General features: G+C 73.8%; 12 protein-coding genes and 1 tRNA gene. 7 read left to right on the forward strand and 6 right to left on the reverse strand.

Going from position 1 to position 21,934, the window contains the following annotated elements:
• Positions 1-380 precede the first annotated feature (380 nt).
• Positions 381-456, reverse strand: a tRNA-Arg gene (locus tag ACH4LD_RS01690).
• 320 nt (positions 457-776) lie between these two features.
• Here ACH4LD_RS01690 and ACH4LD_RS01695 point away from each other — a divergent pair.
• The 4 genes from ACH4LD_RS01695 to ACH4LD_RS01710 all read left to right on the forward strand — a co-directional run bounded on the left by ACH4LD_RS01695 (position 777) and on the right by ACH4LD_RS01710 (position 7,623).
• The gene (locus ACH4LD_RS01695) at positions 777-2,384 is read left to right on the forward strand and encodes a dynamin family protein (RefSeq protein ID WP_132786205.1); all 1,608 of its coding nucleotides are present in this window, start codon (positions 777-779) and stop codon (positions 2,382-2,384) included.
• 3 nt (positions 2,385-2,387) lie between these two features.
• On the forward strand, positions 2,388-5,015 hold the full coding sequence (locus ACH4LD_RS01700) for a GTPase (RefSeq protein WP_398053220.1): 2,628 nt from the start codon (positions 2,388-2,390) through the stop codon (positions 5,013-5,015).
• 385 nt (positions 5,016-5,400) lie between these two features.
• Positions 5,401-5,934: a single-stranded DNA-binding protein gene (locus ACH4LD_RS01705; RefSeq protein WP_398053221.1), complete on the forward strand. Its 534-nt coding sequence runs from the start codon at positions 5,401-5,403 to the stop codon at positions 5,932-5,934.
• Between the two features lie 330 nt (positions 5,935-6,264).
• Entirely contained in the window at positions 6,265-7,623 is a 1,359-nt protein-coding gene (locus tag ACH4LD_RS01710) for a Cys-Gln thioester bond-forming surface protein (RefSeq protein ID WP_398053222.1), read from the forward strand.
• A 166-nt stretch (positions 7,624-7,789) separates the two neighbouring features.
• On the opposite strand, the gene ACH4LD_RS01715 is transcribed toward ACH4LD_RS01710, so the two are convergent.
• Together ACH4LD_RS01715 and ACH4LD_RS01720 are read right to left on the reverse strand one after the other, a co-directional pair.
• Positions 7,790-9,751, reverse strand: a complete 1,962-nt coding sequence (locus ACH4LD_RS01715) for an NHL repeat-containing protein (RefSeq protein ID WP_398053223.1) — start codon at positions 9,749-9,751, stop codon at positions 7,790-7,792.
• Between the two features lie 99 nt (positions 9,752-9,850).
• On the reverse strand, positions 9,851-10,342 hold the full coding sequence (locus ACH4LD_RS01720; RefSeq protein ID WP_132786209.1) for a hypothetical protein: 492 nt from the start codon (positions 10,340-10,342) through the stop codon (positions 9,851-9,853).
• Between the two features lie 778 nt (positions 10,343-11,120).
• Here ACH4LD_RS01720 and ettA point away from each other — a divergent pair.
• Genes ettA through ACH4LD_RS01735 form a run of 3 tightly spaced genes read left to right on the forward strand, consistent with a single transcriptional unit; the run spans position 11,121 to position 13,912 of the window.
• Entirely contained in the window at positions 11,121-12,785 is a 1,665-nt protein-coding gene (gene ettA / locus ACH4LD_RS01725; protein WP_103810324.1) for an energy-dependent translational throttle protein EttA, read from the forward strand.
• A gap of 6 nt (positions 12,786-12,791) precedes the next feature.
• Positions 12,792-13,235 carry a thioesterase family protein gene (locus ACH4LD_RS01730; protein WP_189813397.1) on the forward strand — a complete coding sequence of 148 codons (444 nt, stop codon included), beginning with the start codon at positions 12,792-12,794 and terminating at the stop codon, positions 13,233-13,235.
• Positions 13,232-13,912, forward strand: coding sequence for a hypothetical protein (locus tag ACH4LD_RS01735; RefSeq protein ID WP_398053224.1), 681 nt, complete (start codon positions 13,232-13,234; stop codon positions 13,910-13,912). Before ACH4LD_RS01730 ends, ACH4LD_RS01735 begins: the two co-directional genes overlap by 4 nt.
• 302 nt (positions 13,913-14,214) lie before the next feature.
• On the opposite strand, the gene ACH4LD_RS01740 is transcribed toward ACH4LD_RS01735, so the two are convergent.
• From ACH4LD_RS01740 to ACH4LD_RS01750, 3 genes are all read right to left on the reverse strand, one after another.
• The gene (locus ACH4LD_RS01740) at positions 14,215-15,165 is read right to left on the reverse strand and encodes an ABC transporter ATP-binding protein (RefSeq protein ID WP_398053225.1); all 951 of its coding nucleotides are present in this window, start codon (positions 15,163-15,165) and stop codon (positions 14,215-14,217) included.
• An 83-nt stretch (positions 15,166-15,248) separates the two neighbouring features.
• On the reverse strand, positions 15,249-18,143 hold the full coding sequence (locus ACH4LD_RS01745; protein ID WP_398053226.1) for an FtsX-like permease family protein: 2,895 nt from the start codon (positions 18,141-18,143) through the stop codon (positions 15,249-15,251).
• A 386-nt stretch (positions 18,144-18,529) separates the two neighbouring features.
• Positions 18,530-21,841, reverse strand: coding sequence for an FtsX-like permease family protein (locus ACH4LD_RS01750; RefSeq protein ID WP_398053227.1), 3,312 nt, complete (start codon positions 21,839-21,841; stop codon positions 18,530-18,532).
• Positions 21,842-21,934: the final 93 nt, after the last annotated feature.

Raw genomic sequence — 21,934 nt, forward strand, 5'->3', positions numbered from 1 at the left:
CCGGCCGCGCGGCGGTAAGCGGCTCCACGCCTTCTTCGCCACGCTGTACTACTGCGGCCCCCGGCCCGAGGAAGCCGTAGCCATGCGGGTGGAGGACGTGACCCTGCCCGAACCCGACGCCGACGACCAGTGGTGCGAACTGCTGATCCGCACAGCGGTGGCTCGAAGCGGCGGGCGACCTGCCAGAGCTGCCCGGCGCTGGCTGATCCCCAGCCGAAAACTTCGACACGTATTCGACACGGCCACCCGCGAAAACCCGGTGACAGCCGGACAGCCCCGGAGTCTGCCCTTGATCATCAAGAGGGCGTCCGGGGCTTCGTCGTACCCGCTGACAACCGCACTGACCAGCGAAAAGCCCTCCCGAGCGGGAGGGCGGAGAATGGCGCCCCCGGCAGGACTCGAACCTGCGGCCAAGCGCTTAGAAGGCGCCTGCTCTATCCACTGAGCTACGGGGGCCGGTGGGGTGGCCTCGGGCCTGGTGCCCTGGTGGGGGCTGACCCGTGACGTTGCCGGGGTCAAGGATAGGGCTCCCGGTTCCTTGACCCTGTCGCTTCGCCTCCGTGGCTCGATGTGGAGGTTCGGTGAAGCGGTCCTGATAATCGCAGGCAGGTACGAATCGTGCACCGCTTTTGGCGCCCGACGCACCGGGTGTTGTGCACTCGTTATGCCTGGACTGTGCCCGTGTCCCGGTCATCCCTTCCGTCCGTTCTGTTCCGTCGGCGCGCAGACATGTCCATATGCTTCAGAATTCCCCTAAAATTGGGCATTCTTCGCATGTGGTGACCTTGGACGTACGGCCTCAGCTGCTCGACACACTCTCCGCTCTGCGCGACCGTGTCGCCGCCGCACGCTTTCCGCTGCCCCTCGCGGGGGCGCCACGCGCGCGTGCCAACCGCGACGAACTCCTCGCGCAACTCGACGACTACCTGGTACCCCGCCTACGGGAGCCCGAGGCGCCGCTGCTGGCCGTCATCGGCGGCTCCACCGGCGCGGGCAAGTCCACGCTCGTGAATTCCCTGGTCGGCCGACGGGTGAGCGAGGCCGGTGTGCTGCGGCCGACCACCCGGACGCCGGTCCTTGTCTGCCATCCGGAGGATCATCACTGGTTCAGCGGGATGCGCGTGCTCCCCCAGCTCACCCGCGTGTGGGTGCCCCACCAGGACCCCGCCGACGAGCTTCTGCTCACCGACGAGGACCCCGCGCGCGTGCTGCGCGTCGAGACCGCCGACACCCTCCCGCGCGGACTCGCCCTCCTCGACGCCCCCGATGTCGATTCGCTGATCGCCGAGAACCGCGTCCTCGCCGCCGAGCTGATCTGCGCCGCCGACATCTGGATCATGGTCACGACCGCCGCCCGCTACGCCGACGCCGTCCCCTGGCACCTGCTGCGCACCGCCAAGGAGTACGACGCGACCCTCGTCACCGTCCTCGACCGGGTGCCCCACCAGGTCGTCTCCGAGGTCTCCCGGCAGTACGCGGCCCTGCTCACCAAGGCCGGGCTCGGCGACGTACCCCGCTTCACCGTGCCCGAGCTGCCCGAGTCGGCCTGGGGCGCCGGGCTGCTGCCCGCCACCGCCGTCGCGCCTCTGAAGAGCTGGCTCGTCCACCACGCCCAGGACCCCGCCGCCCGCCACCAGGTCATGGCCCGTACGGCCTACGGCCTCCTCGACTCGCTCAAGTCCCGCCTGCCCGAGCTGGCCGGCGCCGCCGCCGCCCAGTACGCGGCGGCCCTCCGGCTCACCTCCGCCGTCGAGACCGCCTACGACAAGGAGCACGCACGCGTGCGGGCCCGTCTGCAGTCCGGCGCTGTTCTCGCCGGGGACGCACTCAAACGCTGGCGCGCCTTCCCCCTGGACTGCACCGCCGGGGAGCTCCTGGACGCCCTCGTGGACAGCCTTGCCGCCCTGCTGCTGTGCGCCGTGACCGCCGCCGACGAGCGCGTCGACAACACCTGGCGCCGGGAACCCGCCGCCGACGCCCCCGGGCTCGCCCACCGGGACACCTCCCTGGAGAGCGCCGAGCACCGCATCGGGCTCGCGGCCCGGCGCTGGCGGCGCGAGCTGGAGGAGTACGCCGAGGAGGAGGTGCGCGTACTGGAGCGTACCGGCGCACCCGACCCGGAGGTCGTCGCCGCCCTCGTCGCCACGGCCGTACTCGGCGGGCGTCGGGCGCGTACCGCGGGCGAGGGGCTCGCCGAGCGGCTCGGCGCCCACGGCGTGCTGCGGCTGCGCGACCGGGCCGGGCGGCTGCTGATCGAACACGTGGACCGTGTCATGCAGCGCGAACGCGAGCGGCGCCTCGCCCCGCTCGACGCCCTGGACGTCCATCCCGAGCCCCAGGCCCAACTCATCGCCGCGCTGTCCGTACTGCAGAAGGAGAGGTGACCGGTGACCGCCGTCACTGACCACGACCACACCGATCACACCGATCACATGAGGCGCATGGACCACCTCGGCAGCGACAGCGGCGACACGGGGTCCAGGGACCACGGCGGTCACCCCGGTCCGGGCCCCATGGACGGCGTCGAGCGCACGGGCGGCCTCCCGGAAGCGCGCCCGAGCCTCGTCGAGGCGAAGCGCGGGGACGACGGCCCCGGCAGCGAGCGCCCTGCGGACGCGCCGCGGCCCGCCGCCCTCGGCCTCTCCGGGGGCGACGGCCAGGGGAACGGGGAGGAGAGCGACAGAGGCAGGGGGTACGACGGTTCCGACGGGGGCGGCCGTTCTGGCGGGTACGACGGTTCGGACGGGGGCGGCGGTTCTGGCGGGGGCGACGGTTCCGGCGGGGGCGACGGGAAGGGCCCGGACGCCGGCGGCGGGCATCCCGCGCGCGTGAAGGACGCGAACGCCGACCGCGTCACCGAGCGGGACCGCGACGCCGAGCGGAACCGCGTCACCGGACGGGACCGCGACGCCGAACGGCACGGTGACGGCGACGGTGACGGCGACCGTAACCGGGTACGCGACCGCGGCCCCGATCGTGACCGCCCCGCGCGCGGGCACAGTGCCGAGGAGGCTGGCGTCTCCGGCATCTCCGTGCCCCGGCCGCAGCCCCACTCGTCGAAGTCCCGCCCCGCGCCCGCGTCCGACGCCACGCCCACCAAGACCGCCACCGCGTCCGACGCCACGCCCACCAAGACCGCCACCGCGACCGACTCCGGCTCCCAGACCGACTCCGGCGCCGACTCCGGCACCGCGAACGGCACCGACTCCGGCACCGCGAACGGCACGGGCACCGGCACTGGTGCCAGCACCGGTACCGGTACCGGTACCGGCACCGACGCCAAGCCCGACTCCTCCGACGCCTGGGACGACGGTCTCATCGCGCGGCGCGTCACCGAAGCCAGCGCCGCCGCCCTGGCCGCCGAGCGGGCCTCCGCCGTGGAACCCGCGCACCGCGGGCAGGGCAGCCACACCCCGGCCCCACTGGCGTACGACGGCCCGCTGCGCTCCCGCCTGGACGCCCTGCGCGAACTCGTCGGACTCTCCCGCACCCGACTGGACAGCCGCACCCTCGCCGAGGCCGGCCGCGTCCTGGACGAGGCCGCCGCGCGTCGAAAGCTCTCCGGGCGGCACACCGTCGTCGCGCTCGCCGGAGCGACCGGCAGCGGCAAGTCCCAGCTGTTCAACGCGCTCGCCGGAGTGGCCATCTCGGAGACCGGCGTACGGCGTCCGACCACGGCCGCACCCATCGCGTGCAGCTGGAGCGACGGCGCGGCGGGCCTCATCGACCGGCTGGGCATCCCGGGCCGGCTGCGCCGCCGCCCGCTGCACGGCCCCGACACCGAGGGGCAGCTGCGCGGGCTGGTCCTGGTCGACCTGCCCGACCACGACTCGGCCGCCGTACAGCACCGCGAACAGGTGGACCGGATCCTGAAACTCGTCGACGCGGTCATCTGGGTCGTGGACCCGGAGAAGTACGCCGACGCCGTCCTGCACGAGCGGTACCTGCGGCCGATGGCCGGCCACGCCGAGATCATGTTCATCGTCCTCAACCAGGTGGACCGGCTGCCCGGGGACGCCGCCGACCAGGTCCTGGACGACCTGCGGCGGCTGCTGGACGAGGACGGCATCGCGCTCGGCGAGCACGGCGAACCGGGCGCCACCGTGCTCGCGCTGTCCGCGCTCACCGGCGAGGGCGTCGGTGATCTGCGCGAGGCGCTCGGGCAGTTCGTGGCGGAGCGCGGGGCGGCGGCCCGCCGGGTGGCGGCCGACGTCGACACCGCCGCGGCCGAGCTGCGGCCCGTGTACGCCACCGGACGACGGGTCGGCCTCAGCGAGGAGGCGCGCGAGGAGTTCGCCGCACGGCTCGCGGACGCGGTGGGCGCCACCGCGGCGGGCGAGGCCGCCGAGCGTGCCTGGCTGCGCAACGCCAACCGCGCCTGCGGCACGCCCTGGCTGCGGCTGTGGCGCTGGTACCAGGGCCGTGGCGATTCGGCCACGGGCCGCCACGCGGTGCGCGCCCAGGCCGACGAGGAGGCCACGGCCCGGCAGAGCGTCGAACAGGCGGTGCGTACGGTGTCCGACCGGGCCTCGGCCGGGCTGCCCGCTCCCTGGGCCCAGGCGGTGCGCGAAGCGGCCGTCCGCGGCTCCCATGGGCTGTCCGAGGCGCTGGACGACCTCGCGGCCCGGGCCGGGCTGCCGCCGGGCCGCCCGCCCCGGCCTGGCTGGTGGCCGGTGGCCGTACTGGTCCAGGCGGCGATGACGCTGTTGCAGATCGCGGGTGGCGCGTGGCTCGTCGGACAGATCGCCGGCGTGATGGCGCCCAACCTGGGTGTCCCGGTGCTGCTGATGGTGTGCGGGATCATCGGCGGGCCGCTGGTGGAGTGGGCCTGCCGGATGGCGGCCCGGGGGCCCGCGCGACGCTACGGCCAGGAAGCGGAACGCCGGCTACGGGAGGCGGCGGCGAGCTGCGGCCGGGCCCGGGTACTCGATCCGGTCGCGGCGGAACTGCTGCGGTACCGGGAGGTGCGCGAGCAGTACGGGAGGGTCGTGCGGACCGGGAGCGGTGTGAGGTGAGGAGAGGTGAGAAGGCCTGGTCAGCGCGGGGGAAGGCGGTGGCCGGGGTGGGTGACGGGGGAGGTGCTGGCCGGGGCTGGTGACGAGGGCGGTCGGGGTTGCCACTCGTGCCGGTCCTCACCCGTGCGGGTGGCGGGGTTTTCCACAGGGCGGCGGTCGTCCACAGCGCTCAGCGGGCTCGGCCCGGCGGAGGCAGTCTGAGGTCACGGCGATCGCACGGCTCGTCCGGCCAGGAGAAGCGGCGGACGGTGCGGGCGGTCGTCGGAAGGTGCCGGTGCGTACGGCAGAGGTACGCGCCGGCACGGCAGACGCAGCCGTACGGGACGGGCCCGTACGCGTGCCCGACCGGCCGGAAAGGGCCGGGCGGGGGAGGGGAGCGATCGAAGTGAACGAGACCAATGTCTGTGTGGTGGGGAACGTGGCGACCCGGCCGGCCTACCGCGAGCTGGCGACGGGACCGTCGGCCCGGTTCCGGCTCGCGGTGACCTCGCGGTACTGGGACCGGGAGAAGAACGCCTGGACGGACGGGCACACCAACTTCTTCACGGTGTGGGCCAACCGGCAGCTCGCGGTCAACGTGGCCGCGTGCGTGGAGGTGGGCCAGCCGGTCGTCGTCCAGGGCCGGCTCAAGGTGCGCACGGAGGTGCAGGGACAGCAGCAGTGGGCGTCCGCCGACATCGACGCCGTGGCGATCGGCCACGACCTGTCGCGCGGTATGGCGTTCTTCCAGCGCGCGGTCAAACCGGAGGCGCCACCGGCGACGGCCCGCCCGGCGCCCGACTGGGAGACACCGCGGCCGGCGGAACCGCGGGACGGGCAGCCGGAACAGCCCGGCCAGGAGCAGCACGACATGCGTGAACAGGGCATGGGGGAGGGAGGACTTGCGCCACAGGAGCAGCAGCCGGTGGCGGTGACGTGACGTCAGGGACCCATCACCGTCCACACCTTGTCATCCCAACCGTTCCCACAAGCCGCGCGTACCGCCTGAACGCACCGTACGCACCGGTGGATTTGTCGATACCGCCAGCTCGCGGACGGTCCCGGCGATAACGATTACGGATCGGATCGGCCATCGGATGATCCGACCGGCGGGTGAGGCTCCGGCTGATCCATAGGATGCCGGGCGTGCCCCTTGGGGCTGCCGATTCTGCTGGTGGGACCGTCCCCCACGTCCAACGGGTCCTGCTCGAAGGGGAATTCTGTGCTTGCTGCGCTCTCTGGGTTCTGCCGGTCCACGGGAACGGCCCGCATGGCCGCCGCCACCGCGGTGACCGGCCTGATGGCGGCCGGCGTGCTGTCCGGCGCCGGTACGGCCGTGGCCGAGGACACACCGCAGACCCAGGGCGGCGCGACGGCCACGATCAACGGTCTGAAGACCTACGGCGAGGCCGTCCTCCACGAGAACGGTGGCGACCAGCGGGTGTCCGCGGGCCTGTTCGAGATGTCCGTGGACGGCGGCGGCACCCTGCAGACGTACTGCGTCGACCTCCACAACCCCACCCAGCGGGACGCCAGATACCAGGAGACGCCCTGGAGCGGCACGTCGCTGGGCACCAACAAGGACGCGGGCCGGATCCGCTGGATCCTGCAGAACTCCTACCCCCAGGTCAACGACCTCGCCGCGCTCGCGCGGCGCGCGGGAGCGAGCGGGCTGACCGAGCAGGACGCGGCGGCCGGCACCCAGGTGGCCATCTGGCGCTACTCCGACGGCGCGAAGGTCGACGCCGTGGACCCACAGGCCGAGAAGCTCGCCGACTACCTGGAGAAGAGCGCCCGGAACGTCGCCGAGCCGCAGGCCTCGCTGACCCTGGACCCGCCCGCGGTCTCCGGCCGGCCGGGCGACCTGCTCGGGCCGGTGACCGTGCACACCAACGCGGGCGCGGTCACGGTGAGTCCACCGGCGGACGCGGCGACCAGCGGGGTGCGGATCATCGACAAGACCGGCAAGGTGATCACCTCGGCCAAGAACGGCAGTCGGCTGTACTTCGACGTCCCCGAGGACGCGGCGGACGGAACGGCCCGGCTGAACGTGCAGGCGTCGACGACCGTGCCGGTGGGCCGGGCCTTCGCCTCCGAGAACCGCAGCCAGACCCAGATCCTGGCCGGCTCCAGCGAGTCCACGGTCTCCGCGACCGCGACGGCCGGCTGGGCGGAGAAGGGCGCCATACCGGCGGTCTCGGCCCGCAAGAACTGCGCCAAGGGCGGCGTGGACATCACCACGGCCAACACGGGCGACGAGCCGTTCACCTTCCGCCTGATGGGCACCGAGCACACGATCCCCGCAGGCGCGTCCCGCACGGTGACCGTGCCGCTCCAGGAGGATCAGGCGTACGACTTCACCATCACCGGCCCCCATGGCTTCAGCCACCGCTTCACCGGAGTCCTGGACTGCAAGACCCAGGGAACGATCACGACCGAGACGGCCCAGCTCCACACCGAGCCCAGCCCGGTCACGGTGGGCGGCAATACCGCGGACACCACCAACCTGGCCGCGACCGGCGGTTCGATGATCACTCCCATGATCGCGGGCGTGGCCATCGGGCTGGTGGTGATCGGCGGCGTGGTCCTGATCGTGCTGCGCAAGAGGGAGTCGGCCCAGGACGGGTGACCCCGGGCGGGGCTCGTCCGGCAGCCGATCGGCGCCGAGCCGACGGCCACGCCGTCGAACCACAGGGTGTCGCCGCGACCGGTGCCGTGGCTCTCCCAGCCGAGCCGCGGAGCCGACGGCCGGGGCGGCGTCGTCCGGAGAGCCACTGGTGGTCGGCCGGCGCTGTCTACTTCGGGCAGGCGTTGGTGGTCGCCGACGACGGGCGGGCCGGCAGTGAGGTCAAGGGTGTACAGACCGGGGTGGCGACGCCGATGAGTTCGACCAGGCCCACACCGCCGGTGGGCGGGACGATCTTCGACCAGTTGTTGGCCACCCAGGCGTTGCCGGAGGAGTCGATCTGGACCGCGGTGAGGTGCTGGATCGCCTTGTTCTGGAAGCCCTGAGCGGGGGACAGGACGGTGCCGGTGGACGCGCCGGACGGGCAGGCCGCGCCGTTCACCCCGCACAGGAGGGTCACGGAGGAGTTGCCGAAGCCGGCGACCCATACGCGGTCCTGGCCGTCGATGGCGACCGACCAGGGGAAGACCTTCTTGGGCAGTCGGTGCACGCCCGCGACGGTTCCGTTCGGCCGGATCTCGGTGACGGCGCTGCTGAAGAAGTTGGCCACCCAGGCGTTGCCCTTGCTGTCCAGGGCCAGCCCGATGGGGCCTTGGAGCGACTTGTCGGTGGTCGAGGCGACCGGCTTGAAGTCGGGGCCGATGACCGTGACGCTTCCACCGATCCTGCTGGGCCGGCCCGCTTCCCTGATCTGCTGGTAGGAGAGGTGGCTGTTGGTGACCCAGGCCCGCCCCTGGCCGTCGATCTGCACGGCGAACGGATGGTTGAAGCTCTTGTCGGTGATGGTGATGGCCTTGCTCGGATCGCCATGGGGGTAGACCACGACGCTGCCCACCCCGGGCTTGCCCTTGAGGCCGTGCGAGTTGGCGATCCAGATGTTGCCTCGCTGGTCGACGGCGACGCCCTGCGGTCTGGCGAGATCGCCGTCCTTCCAGCCGGCAGAGGGCGACAGGGGCTTGCCGGAGGACGAGTACTTCGCCATCGCGTCGCCGCCGTAGCTGGGCGCCCACACGGAGCCGTCGTGATCGATCGCCAGGCCCCAGGCTCCGCCCTTCATGCCGCCTCCGCTGATGGGGCTGCCCAGGGTCGGCCGGCCGGTGGGGTCCTGCACGGTGACGTAGGGACTGGCATCCCTCGTACCCGGCTTCCAGTTGTTGCTCGCCCACACGTTGCCCTTCGCGTCGAACGCGATGCGGCCCGCCGCGTAGACCTCGGAAGCGGGGTGGCGTACCGCAAGGATCCAGGACCGGGGTGGCGCTGTGAGAGCCGGGGTGAACACCGTCGCGGTACGGGCCAGGGCCTGCAGGCGGTCCGGGGACCGCGTCGGGTCGTGCACCAGGCTGAGGACCGCCTGCACGGTGTCGGCCGGCGGGCTGCCGCCGGCCGGTGCCGCCAGTCGGATCAGCCTGTCGCATCCGGCGCCGTCCGTCGCACAGAGCGAGACGAGGTTGGCCAGCGTGTTCTGCGTGGCGAGCGTCTCACTGTTGGCGCTGTCCCCGGTGAGGGGGCTTCCTGGCTTGCCGGTCGTCGGGTCGGCGAGGTTGAACGCGGTCGCGGCGGCGTTCTGAAGCCCGGGAGCGGGTCCCGCGATGCCGCGTCGGTCGCTGAACTGGGCGAGGGCGTACGTCGCGGCGACGGTGGTCAGTTCGTTGACCGTCACCTTGGCCGAGGTCCGCTCGTGTACCGCGCCGCCCGGGCCGAACCCGACGACCGAGCGCAGTCGGAGCCGGTGGGCCTGCTGGGACGTGGCCTCGACGTAGATCACACCGTCGGCAGGCTTGGTGTACGTGATCCGGAAGGAACCGTGCGCGTCGGCCGTGGCCCGGCCCAGCTCCGTGACCCCGGAGCGGGACCCCGCCATGAGTGTGACCTGGGAACCCTGGAGCGGCTTGCCCGCTCCGGTGACGGTCCCCTGCAAGGAGGTCGGCGCGGCGCCGAGCGCCGGTGCCGGCAGGGCGAAGGCGGCACAGGCCGCTGCGACAGTGGCCGACGCCAGCCGCAGGGCCGCGGCCCGCACCTTGGCGTAGCGCCCTTTACGGGCGGGCAGCGGACGGACGTGCGTGCCGGACATACTCATGGATTGTCCCTCTGTGCCGCGAAGTCGAACAGTGGGCGGAAATGGAAACCGCACGGAGTGGATCGGCCAATGACAATGAGTGGAGCGGATCAATCAATAAGCGGACTGCCCGCCCGCTGCTTGCCTCGCCTCGATGCCCTCGGACCCGGTTTCCGGCACTCTCAGCGCGAACCAGCCGACCCGGACCCCCATCAGCCAGACCACACCCAGATAAAGTCCCGGGCCGACTTCACGTATCTCGTCGCGAACGCCCCGGGCCACCAGCGAAATCCTGGAATAGTCGATGACGATGCAGTCCTGGTCGTCCATCAGGCTCGGCCCGGTGTAGACCTGGGCCACAATGGCCAGCACGTCGAACGCGGTCATCCTGTTGCTCAGATAGCCCTCGTGGTCGAAGACCTTCCCCCGCCACACGGCCATGCGCACCAGCCAGGCCAGGGGCTCAGCCACCCACTTGCCTCCCCACCGGACGATGCCGGTGCCCTCCAGCGGGCCGTGCGGAATGTCACCGGGGGGACTGGCGCGGAAGAGTTCCACCAAGCCCTCGTCGCCCATGGTGAGCAGATCCGTCTCGGTGAGTGCCACGATGCATCCTCCCGGAAGTGTGACGAAACGTCGCCCGCGCCCCGACGCTGCCTCGGCTCGCAAATTCGCCGCTCGGAAATTCAGCGGCTCGCCCAGGGGTCGTCGGAGTGGCTTGTCAACGTTGGAATTGCTGATCGGAGGCGAGAAATGAAGGGCAGCAGAATATGCCCCCGCCTGATGTCGCCGCGTACGTCAGCGTCCGCATAGCGGCCCTCGATCGCTCGATATGACATCGGGCCGACAATCACCAGTGTCGGCGCTCTCGGGGAGAACCGCCACCGCTGTCGATGCCGATCACGGGGAACACCGGGCGGGGGACGGGACCCCACACCTCTCCGAGTGATGCCGGAGAGCGGCGTCACGGTCGAGCTTCTGGCCGAAGAGCGGCCCATCGGGGTGTGCGAGGCCCGCAGTCACGAGAGTGGAGGCCGGCTCGTCCTGGCCGACGCCCGGGCCCACTCGGCACGCGAAGGAGACGTGGTCGTGCCACTGGTCGGAGCCGACACCCCGCGTTCCGAAGAGGTCAATGGCATGTCGCACATCATGCGGTACGGGCCGGGCGCGGGAGGGCCTGGGGCGTCGGGGCCGTCTGTGAGACGTGCGAGGGCGTCCGAGGCCGGCCGGCGGCGACCGGCGGTGACGGACGAGGCGCAGGGCGCAGCAGCGAAGCCCCAGGTCAGCGCGCCCGGACCATACGCGTTTCCGCCCAGGGGTGGCCGTACGGCAAGATGGGGTGTATCTGCCCACTGCCAGATTTCAAGCTGCCGGACGGTTTCTCTTGGCTGAGTTCATTTACACCATGCGCAAGGCGCGCAAAGCGCACGGCGACAAGGTGATCCTCGACGACGTCACCCTGAGCTTCCTGCCGGGAGCGAAGATCGGTGTCGTCGGCCCGAACGGTGCCGGTAAGTCGACCGTGCTGAAGATCATGGCGGGGCTGGAGCAGCCGTCCAACGGTGACGCGTTCCTGTCGCCCGGCTACACGGTCGGCATCCTGCTGCAGGAGCCGCCGCTGACCGAGGACAAGACCGTCCTGGAGAACGTCCAGGAGGGTGTCGCCGAGATCAAGGGCAAGCTCGACCGGTTCAACGAGATCGCCGAGCTGATGGCGACCGACTACTCGGACGCGCTGCTGGAGGAGATGGGCAAGCTCCAGGAGGAACTGGACCACGCCGAGGCGTGGGACCTGGACGCCCAGCTTGAGCAGGCCATGGACGCCCTGGGCTGCCCGCCCGGCGACTGGCCCGTGACCAACCTCTCCGGTGGTGAGCGCCGCCGCGTCGCGCTGTGCAAGCTGCTGCTGCAGCAGCCCGACCTGCTGCTGCTCGACGAGCCCACCAACCACCTCGACGCCGAGTCCGTGAACTGGCTGGAGCAGCACCTCGCCAAGTACCCGGGCACCGTCGTCGCCGTCACCCACGACCGGTACTTCCTGGACAACGTCGCCGGCTGGATCTGCGAGGTCGACCGCGGCCGCCTCCACGGCTACGAGGGCAACTACTCCAAGTACCTGGAGACCAAGGCCGCCCGCCTCAAGGTCGAGGGCCAGAAGGACGCCAAGCGGCAGAAGCGGCTCAAGGAAGAGCTGGAGTGGGTCCGCTCCAACGCCAAGGGGCGGCAGGCCAAGTCCAAGGCCCGTCTCGCGCGGTACGAGGAGATGGCCGCCGAGGCGGACAAGATGCGGAAGCTGGACTTCGAGGAGATCCAGATCCCGCCGGGCCCGCGCCTGGGCAACGTCGTGGTCGAGGTCGACGACCTGCACAAGTCCTTCGGCGAGAAGGTCCTGGTCGACGGTCTGTCGTTCACGCTGCCCCGCAACGGCATCGTCGGTGTCATCGGCCCGAACGGCGCCGGCAAGACCACGCTGTTCAAGATGATCCAGGGTCTGGAGACCCCGGACTCCGGTGCCATCAAGGTCGGCGAGACCGTCAAGATCTCCTACGTCGACCAGAGCCGCGAGAACATCGACCCGAAGAAGACGCTGTGGGAGGTCGTGTCCGACGGGCTCGACTACATCAACGTCGGCCAGGTCGAGATGCCGAGCCGGGCGTACGTGTCGGCCTTCGGGTTCAAGGGCCCGGACCAGCAGAAGCCGGCCGGTGTCCTCTCCGGTGGTGAGCGCAACCGGCTCAACCTGGCGCTGACCCTGAAGCAGGGCGGCAACCTGCTGCTCCTCGACGAGCCCACCAACGACCTCGACGTCGAGACGCTCTCCAGCCTGGAGAACGCCCTGCTGGACTTCCCCGGCTGCGCCGTCGTCGTCTCCCACGACCGGTGGTTCCTCGACCGCGTCGCGACGCACATCCTCGCCTACGAGGGTGAGTCGAAGTGGTTCTGGTTCGAGGGCAACTTCGAGTCGTACGAGAAGAACAAGATCGAGCGGCTCGGCCCGGACGCCGCGCGTCCGCACCGCGCCACCTACAAGAAGCTGACCCGGGGCTGATCGGTCTTGCGCCACATCTACCGCTGCCCGTTGCGCTGGGCGGACATGGACGCGTACGGCCACGTCAACAACGTGGTGTTCCTCCGCTACCTGGAGGAAGCCCGGATCGACTTCCTGTTCCGCCCGGACAAGGACTTCAAGCAGGGGTCCGTGGTGGCGCGCCACGAGATCGACTACAAGCGGCAGCTCGTCCACCGGCACGAGCCGGTGGACATCGAGCTGTGGGTCACCGAGATCAAGGCCGCGTCCTTCACCCTCACCTACGAGGTGAAGGACGGCGATCTCGTGTACGTGCGGGCGTCGACGGTCATCGTCCCGTTCGACTTCGACGCCCAGCGCCCGCGGCGGATCACCGCGGAGGAGCGTGAGTTCCTCCAGGAGTACACGGACACCGCCGAGGGCCCCGCGGACGCCGAGCCCGATCCCGAAGGGGAGGCCGTCGCGGCATGACCGTGCTGCACCTGGCCGACGAGACGGAGGCGGCGGACCTCGCCGCCTTCCTCTCCCGGCTGCTCCACTTCGACCGTGGAGCCGCGGTGCGGCTGCAGGCGGCCGGTACCGCACTCGCCGTCTTCGGCCGGCCGCCGTCCTTCGAGGTGCTGGCCGTCCGCGCGGTGCGGCTGGCGAAGCCGTACGAGGACGGGCTCGACGTCACTCTCGACGTGACCGTCTCCGCCGGTGAGTTCCTGGAGTCCGTGGACGAGCGCGCGGCCACCGCCGACGTCCCCGGCGCGGTCACCGGACCGCCGTGGGCCGGGGTGCTGCCGCCGCGTTCCGGCTGGCGGCCCGAGCCGGGGCTGCCGGCGCCCGACGCGCTGCGCGCGACGGTCACCGCCGCGGTGGCCGAATTCCGCTCGCGCACCGAGGAGCTGGGGCCGCAGGGCCGTACCCGGGCGGAGCTGGACCGGATCGGGCAGGACATCTGGTCCCGGCAGATCGCGGGCACCCGGCTGCCGGTACGGGCCGTGCACGCGGCCCAGTCACTGGGCTTCCTGCGACCCGGCAGCGAGCCGGGCGGCATCGGGCTGTTCTCCTCGGGAGCGTGGCTGCGGCTGCGTACGCCGTACGGCTCGGTGGCCGTGCGGCAGGCGGGGCTGCTCGGAGCCTTCGGGGTCAGCGTGCGCTGAGCCGGGCGGGTCGGCGCGCGCTTGGCCCGGCGGGTCAGGTGCGCCGAACCCGGGCGGTCGGTGTGCGCTGAACCCGGCCGGTCGGTGTGCGCTGAACCCGGGCGGTCGGTGTGCGCTGAACCCGGCCGGTCGGTGTGCGCTGAACCCGGCCGGTCGGTGTGCGCTGAACCCGGGCGGTCGGTGTGCGCCGAACCCGGGCGGTCGGTGTGCGCCGAACCCGGGCGGTCGGTGTGCGCTGAACCCGGGCGGTCGGTGTGTGCTGAACCCGGGCGGTCGGTGTGTGCTGAACCGGGCGGTTCGGCTCACTGTGTGTCGTCGGGCCATACGCCGATGTGGTCGGACTCCAGTTCCAGGGCCACGCGGTCGCGCATGTCCAGGGCGCGGAGGTAGTCGGCGGGCAGTTGGAGGCGGCCCGCGCGGTCGAGCATGGCGTACTCGCGGGCGACGACTGTCTCATGGCCGGTCGCCGCGTCGATCTCGCTGCGGCGCAGCACCTCGGTGGACGTACGGCCGTCCCGGATCGCCACCGTACGGCGGACCTCGCTCGCCACCGCCTGGTCGTGCGTGACGATGACGATCGTGGTGCCCAGGGTCTCGTTGGCCGTGCGGAACGCGTCGAAGATCTGCGCGGCCGTCTGGGAGTCGAGTTCCCCGGTGGGTTCGTCGGCGAGCAGGACGGCCGGGTCGTTGGCGAGGGCCACGGCGATCGCGACGCGCTGCTGCTGGCCGCCGGAAAGCTGCCGCGGGTGGCGGTCGCGGCAGTCGGCCACCTGGAGCAACTCCAGGAGTTCCAGGGCGCGTTCGGTGCGGGCGCGGCGGCCCTTGCGGGTGCGGGAGAGCTGGAGGGGGAGCGCGACGTTCTGGGCCGCGGTGAGGTACGGGAGGAGGTTGCGGGCGGTCTGCTGCCAGACGAAGCCGACGACCTCGCGGCGGTAGGCGAGGCGGTCGGCGGCGGTCATGGTGAGCAGGTCGCGACCGGCGACGCGGGCCGCGCCGGCGGTGGGGGTGTCGAGGCCGGCGAGGATGTTCATCAGGGTGGACTTGCCGCTCCCGGACGCGCCGACCAGCGCCATCAGTTCGCCCTCGCGGACGAGGAGGTCGAGGCCCTGGAGCGCCTGGACCTCTACGCCGGCGGTGGTGAAGATGCGGACGAGGCGGTCGCAGGTGATCAGGGCGTCGTGCCCGTACGCGGGGTTCGCTCCGGCCTCGGTGACGCGGTTGGCCAGCTCGGTCAGGCTCGGGTCGGTCGTCATGGGGTCTCCTGCGGATGCGCCGTGCCCGTGCCGGGCGGGGGTGGGGTCGCTCGCCCGGGCGGGCCGGGCCTCCCGGTGGGCGGTCATCGGCCGTCTCCCGCCCGTAGTTCCGTCACCGAGCCCCGTCTCTGCGCCCACCAGGCCTGGAGTGCCGCCACTCCCACCGCCACCGTGACCACCGCGAGTGCCGGGAGCAGCAGCGACCAGGTGTCTGGCTGGAGGCGGGTCTCGGTCAGCGGGGTCCGGGCCGACGGGAAGGCGACGGTCGTCAGGTCGATGCCGGGGGCGAGGAGGCGGATCGCCGTCCAGCCGGTCAGTGTGCCGCCCAGGGCCGCCAGGAGGGCCTGGGGCAGGGATTCGAGGATCAGCAGGCGGCGGGACTCGGCGCGGGTGAGGCCCATCGTGCGGAGGCGGGCCAGCAGCGCGGACCGTTCGGGGGCGGCCCGGAGCAGCGACAGCAGCAGGGCCAGCACGGCGAAGCCGGCCCCCGTGGCGACGGCCGCCGTGTAGACGTGCTCGGCACCGGACTGGAGGGGCGAGTCGGCGTACCGGGCGCGTTCCTCGGTCCGCAGCCGTACGGCGGCCGAGCCTCCCACGGCCTTCCGGAGGGCGTCCGCGTCCATGTGGTCGCCGGTGAGCAGCAGGGTCGTGGGGCGGCTCGCCGGGGCGGGGAGGCCCGCTCGGTCCACGATGAGGAAGTCGGGACCGGAGACGGCCGGCGTGCGGTCGCGGACCAGGACGATCCGCACGGTGATCGCGCTGCCGTCCTCCAGCCGTACCAGGAACGGCCGCCGGGTGCCGTACGCGGAGGCGACGGAGGGGGAGGCGACGGCGGGGAGCGGACCGGGGCGGTCGTCGCCGGCGAGGTGGCCGGCGCCGGGACGGGTCCTGGTGGTGAGGGGGATGGTGCCGGGGCGGGCCTTGGCTGCCAGGTAGCCGCCACTGGAGGGGCCCCGAGCCGGCAGGCGGCCCGTGCCGGTCTGATCGCCTGCCGTCAGCCGGCCCGCACCGGTCTGCCCCCGCGCCGTCAGCCGGTCGGCGGGGAACGGGCCCAAGCCGGTGGAGGTCGTCAGGGTGTCGTAGCCCTGTGGGTCGACGCCCAGCAGGGGTACCGCGTTCTCGCCGTCCTCCGGTTTCGCCTGGTACGCGATGCTGACCGGCGTCACCGCGCGGACCCCGGGCACCGAGCGGGCCCGGGCGGGGGCGTCGGCCGGCAGGGGAGTGCCCGCGTCGGCGCGAGCGTCCGCACCGACCGTGAGCAGGGCCGCACGGTCGCGGGCCTCGGCCACACCCGCCAGCACCGAGCCGCCGAACGCCGCCGTGGTCAGCGCGGTCAGCAGGGCGAGGAGCGGGAGCACCGCGGCGCCCTGGGTGCGGCCGGCGCGGGCCAGGGAGAGGTGGCCCACCGCGCCGCGGAGCCGCCCGGCGGGACCGGACAGGCGCCGCAGCAGCAGCGGGTACACGCGGAGCAGCACCAGCGCGGCGATGACACCGACCAGGACGGGGGCCACGGCCGTCAGCTGGTCGCCCGTCGTGCCGCGCCGGCGCAGGGTGGCCACCGCACCGGCGGCCAGTACCAGCAGTGTCAGTTCGGCGACCGTGCGGCGCAGGGACGGCCGTACCGAGGCGATGTCCTCGCGCGGGGCCGCCAGCCGGACCGCGCGGTGGGCGAGCGCGGCGCGCAGGGGGAGGGCGGCGCAGGCGGCCAGGGTGACGGCCAGGGCGGCGAGGACGGCCGGGGTGACCCGGCCGATGGGGACCAGGAGCAGGGACGCCGCCAGGCCGAGGGCGCCCGCCGGTACGGCGATGACGGCGGTCTCGGCGAGCAGCCGACCGGCGAGACCGGACAGGGAGGCGCCGCGGGCGCGCAGCAGGGCGAGTTCGGCGCGGCGCCGGTCGGCGGCCAGGCCACCGGTCATGAGCAGGACGACGGCGACGACCGTCGCGGTGCCCGCGGCGGCGACGGAGACCAGCGGGGCGATGCCGGAGCGCAGCCGGGAGAAGGAGGCGAGGGCGTCGTCCAGGTCGGTGTTGATGTCGGTGGCGTCGTCGGTGACGGCGCGGGCGCGTTGCAGGCCGGGACCGGATTCCAGGGCGGCGACGGCCGGCCGCAGGCGGTCCAGGTCGTGGGCGTGCAGACCGCCGAGAGCGGGGGCGAGGTGCCAGTAGCGGGCCGGGTTGGTGCTGGTGCCCAGCAGGGCGGGGGCCGCCTCGGGGGCGAGCAGCAGCGCGCCGAGCCAGTACTTGTCCGGGTCCGGGCCGGGGGTGGGCAGGGTCACCAGGGTCGGGGTGCGCAGCAGCGGGACGGTGGACCAGTAGGCGCCGTCGGGGTCGCGCGGGACGAGGATGCCGGTGACCCGGACGGCGAGCGGGTCACGGCCGGGCGCCGGCATGTGGACGACCGAACCCACCTTGATGTGCAGGGCCTTGGCGGTGGCGGCGGTGACGGCGGCCTCCACCTCGGGGGTCGAGGCGTCGACCGGGTGAGGGGCGTGCGGCAGCCGGCCGGTGCGTACGCGCGCGTGGTCGGCGAGGCCGTTCTGCGCGGCCAGCGAGATGCGGGCGGGCAGTCCGGTCGGCCGCGGCAGCCACGGGTCGGGCACCGCCGGGCTGACGGTGCCGGCGACGCCGTACGCGGACTGGGCGCGCTGCACGCTCAGCGGGCTGCCGACCGTGCCGAGCACCTTCTCGTACTGCCGCTCCAGCACGTCGGGACGCAGTGCCGCGGCGCGCCGCTCGGGCGGCAGGCCGAGGTCGGGCTGGGGCGCCGACACCCGTACGGTGGTGTGCTCAGGGCGGGCCTGCCGGAGCGTCCGCTGCAGTCCGGCGTCCTCGTACCGGTCCACCGCCCGCGGAAACGCGCCCGCCAGACACGCGGCCAGCCCGACCAGCAACGCGAGCGCGACGGCGGCACCGGGCGCGGCCCGCAGCCGGGTCCGTACCCACGGAGCGACCACGGGCGGCAACGGCCGGCCCATGTCACTCACCTCCCTGAACGTGCGTCACCTGCGCGGGCTCCGTCCGACGCCCGGCGGCCGCCACCGCGAGCGCGGTCCGCCGTTGGGCGCGTGCCGACGGCGTGACCGTGTGGGGTGCCTCGGCTGGGTACGGGCGTGGCGCCGGGCGGTGCATGGGGGTCGGGTGCGTCTCCGTGAGCGCGTCCAGCAGTCGGGTCCGTGGCGTCGGAGTGGCTGCGTGGGGCACCTCGGCTGAGACCTCGCGTGGTGTCGGCCGGACCACGTGCGGTCGGCGTGCGGCGGTTGCCGGACGGGTCCGGCGGCAGGGCGGTGCCGGCCACGCAGTGGCCGGCACCGAACCGGTGGGCCCCGGAGCCGTACCCCGCCTCAGTGCCGGTCGTCCCACGTCACTCACCCCCTTGCGCGCGCAGCGCCCGTGCCGGGTCCGCTCGGTGTGCGGCGGTTGTCGCCGCGATCGTCAGGGGTGCCACGGCGACGGCGGTGAGCAGCAGCGCGACCTGCCCGGGTGGGAGGCGGACCAGCAGGTCCGGTACCGGGCGGGTCGCCTCGCCGGTCAGGACGATCAGGGGCAGGACGGTGCGGGCCAGTACGGTGCCCAGGCCCAGGCCCACCGCCAGCGCCAGGCCCACCAGCACGGCCTGTTCGGCGGCGACCGTCCGGGCCAGCTGGCGGCGCGGTACGCCGAGTGCGCGCAGGACGGCGAACTCGGCGCCGCGCGCCCGCTGTGCGCCGGCGGCGCCGACCGCGAAGCCGACCGCGGCGAGCGCCGCCGCGACCACGGCCGCCGCCGTGAACGCGGCCTCGGGTCCGGCGCCGAACGGGTCGTCGCGCAGTTCGGCGGCGATCTCGTCGCGGACCACGACCTGCCCGGGATCGACGTCCGGCAGCGCCCGGACGGCGGCGGCCACGTGCGCGGAGGCGCCGGGCGCGGTGGCGAGCCACCACTCGGTGGGGGTGGCGTTCTCGCCGTACCGGGCCTGGAGCAGCTGGTTCAGGGCGCGCAGGTCGAGCAGGACGGCACCGCCGTCGTGGGTGCCGGTGGCGGCCGGGTCGGCGGTGGCCGGCAGCGCCCGTACCGCCCGTACGATCCGCACCGGCACCCGACGGTCGCCGATGGTGAGGTCGACCCGCTGCCCGGTGCGGGCGCCCGCCGCGCCCAGGTAGCGGTCGGTCGCGACGGCCGGCACCTCGGCGGGCGCGGCCTGGGCGGCCTGGAGCCGGAGGGTGACGGAGGCGACGGTCCAGATGTCGGCGTCCGGGAGGTAGCCGGTGCTGTAGGCGAAGGTCAGCGGGTGGGTGCCGGTGACCTCGGGGCGGGTGGGGCTGGTCGCGGCGCTCGGTACGGCGGCGCCGCCGGCCTCCGCGGTGGTGGTCCACCGGGCGGGCAGCCGCAGCCGGTGCTCCGTGCCGTCCGTGCCCGACGCGGTCAGCCCGTCGATCGTGAGGCGGTGGTGCTCGGCCCGTTCGGCGGGCTGGGTCAGGTCCAGGCGGAGACCGGTGAGGGTCGCCGGCCCGGTGGCGGTGCCGAGGGCGAGGGTCAGCGTGTGCGGGCGCCCGTCGGCGGGGAGCTGCCCGGCCGGCAGCTGGTACGGCACCCCGTACCGGTCGGTCAGGGTCACCGTCACCACAGTCGTGGTGCCCGGCCCGGTCGAGCTGCGCAGTCGGACCGTCAGCTCCAGCCGGGCGGTGCCCGCCGGGACACCGGCACCGGCCGGGGTGCCCTCGGGGGCGAGCCGGCCCAGCAGCGGCCGTACCGGTTCGTCCGCCAGGTCGGGGCGCAGGAGGACCGCGTCCGCCGCGTGGGCGGTGTCGAGGGCCAGCACGGTGGCCGTGCGGTCGCCGGACAGCGGCTGGGCGGCGCGCACGGCCGGGGCGGCCTCGCGCACCCGCGGCAGGCCGGCGTACAGGTCCGTACGGCCGAACCCGTCCTCCCCGGCGGCCAGGACCCGCACCGGCACCCCGGCCCGGAAGTCGGCCTGGTCGTCCTGCGAGCGGCCCCAGGAGGCGGCCTGCCCGATCGCGAGCATGCCGAGGGCGACGGCGAGGACGAGCAGCAGCACCGGGCCCGCGCCGCGCGCGGTGCGCCGGCTGAACTGCCAGCCGGCCAGCGCCACCGGCAGCCCCCGCCCGCCGGCCGCCCAGCGTTCGGCGAACCGCGCCACGGGCGGCAGCAGCCGCAGCGTGAGCACGGTCCCGGCGAGCAGGGCCAGCGCGGGCGCGGCCACCAGCAGCGGATCGACGCCGAGCGCGCCGGACCGGTCGGCGGCCACGGCGCCGGAGTCCTGCCGGCCCAGCTGCCAGTAGGCGACCCCGGCGATCGCGAGCAGCCCGACGTCGGCGCCGGCCCGCAGCGGGGCCGGCACGGCCCGCGCGCCGCCCGGCCGGGCCGCCTTCCGCCGGAGCCGAAGGGTCCGGGAGCGCCGGGGCCCGGACGGGCGTGCCTCGGCCCCCGTGCCCGTGACCGCCGGTACGGTCACCGCCAGCGCACAGCCGACGGCGACCCCGGCGGCGACCAGCCAGACGGCGGGCCGGCCGGCGGCCGGCAGGTCCAGGCGCAGGCCGAGCCGGGCCAGCGGGCCGTGCCCGGCCAGCAGGGCGGTGAGCGGGCCGGCGAGCAGCGGCGCGCACACGGCCGCGGGCAGCGCGAGCAGCAGGGCCTCGGCCCCGGCGAGCGCGGCGATCCGGGTGCGGGAGGCGCCCCGGGCCCGCAGCAGCCGGGTCTCGTCGGCGCGTTCGGTGCTGAGCAGCCGGGCGACCAGCAGCAGCGCGTAGCCGGCGAGCAGCACGAGCTGGAGCGCGACGATCAGCAGGGTGGAGCGGGCCACGAGCAGCGAACGGTCCACCCGGTCCAGCACGTCCGGCAGCGCGGTCTGCGACACCGTCGTACCGCTCAGCGCGGCCGGCTCGCGCAGGGCCGCGCTGCCGGCCCGGGCCGCCGCGCGCAGCTCCCCGATCCGTCCGGTCGTCATCGCGGCGAAGTCCGCCGACGCCAGCCAGGCCGTCGTGCCGGCGCTGATCCGGCCGCCGGTGAGGGCGGCGGGGTCGGCGAGCAGCGGGCCGTACGTCGTGAAGCCTGACTTCTTCACCCCGCGCCCGAGCAGGTCGTCCAGCCGCCAGTACGGTGCCGTGGCCGAGGCGGGGCGGTACACGCCGACGACCCGGACCCGGACCGCGGGGCCCTGGAGCCGGTTCGCCAGGGTGAGCCGGGCGCCGGGCTTCAGCCGCAGCGCGCGGGCGGCCGTCTCCGGTAACGCCACCTCGACCTCGCCGTCGCCACGGCGGGGGAGGCGGCCGGCGGCCACCCGCACCTGGGTGCGGTCGAGTGCCGCGAAGTAGGTCAGGTCCGGGTCGCCGGACCTGCTGGCGGGCGGCTGGAGGGAGCGGGGCAGGGCGTACGGCCCCGAGCGGCGCAGGGTGCGTACGGTCACCGGTGACCCGGCGAAGGTGCGGCGCGCGCCCTGGCGTACGGCGGTGTCGGCGGCGGTCCGCTCGGCCGGCGGCACGTCCGCCTTGACGATCAGCGCGGTGTCGGCGGCGTTCCGCGGGTCGCCGAGGACATGGCGCAGTGCCGCGTCGCCGATCGCCCCCGAGTACGCCGTGAGCGTCGCCAGCACGGCGGTGGTCAGCACCACCGTCAGCAGCGCGGCGCCCAGCAGCAGGCGGTGCGCACGCGCGCGTGAGAAGACGAACCCCGTCACCCGGCCCCCGTGTGTCCGGTGCTTCCAGACCTCCGGGCGATGCTGGCAGAGGGCCGGGCGGCGGGTAAGCGGTTGTACGCCGGTCTATACCGG

The organism is Streptomyces sp. NPDC017676 (assembly GCF_044329325.1).
Lineage (GTDB): Bacteria > Actinomycetota > Actinomycetes > Streptomycetales > Streptomycetaceae > Streptomyces.

Coding starts and splice junctions, on each gene's coding strand:
- ACH4LD_RS01710 (WP_398053222.1), top strand. CDS start 6,265: ATGGCCGCCGCCACCGCGGTGACCGGCCTGATGGCGGCCGGCGTGCTG.
- ACH4LD_RS01735 (WP_398053224.1), top strand. CDS start 13,232: ATGACCGTGCTGCACCTGGCCGACGAGACGGAGGCGGCGGACCTCGCC.
- ACH4LD_RS01715 (WP_398053223.1), bottom strand. CDS start 9,751: ATGTCCGGCACGCACGTCCGTCCGCTGCCCGCCCGTAAAGGGCGCTAC.
- ACH4LD_RS01745 (WP_398053226.1), bottom strand. CDS start 18,143: ATGGGCCGGCCGTTGCCGCCCGTGGTCGCTCCGTGGGTACGGACCCGG.
- ACH4LD_RS01740 (WP_398053225.1), bottom strand. CDS start 15,165: ATGACGACCGACCCGAGCCTGACCGAGCTGGCCAACCGCGTCACCGAG.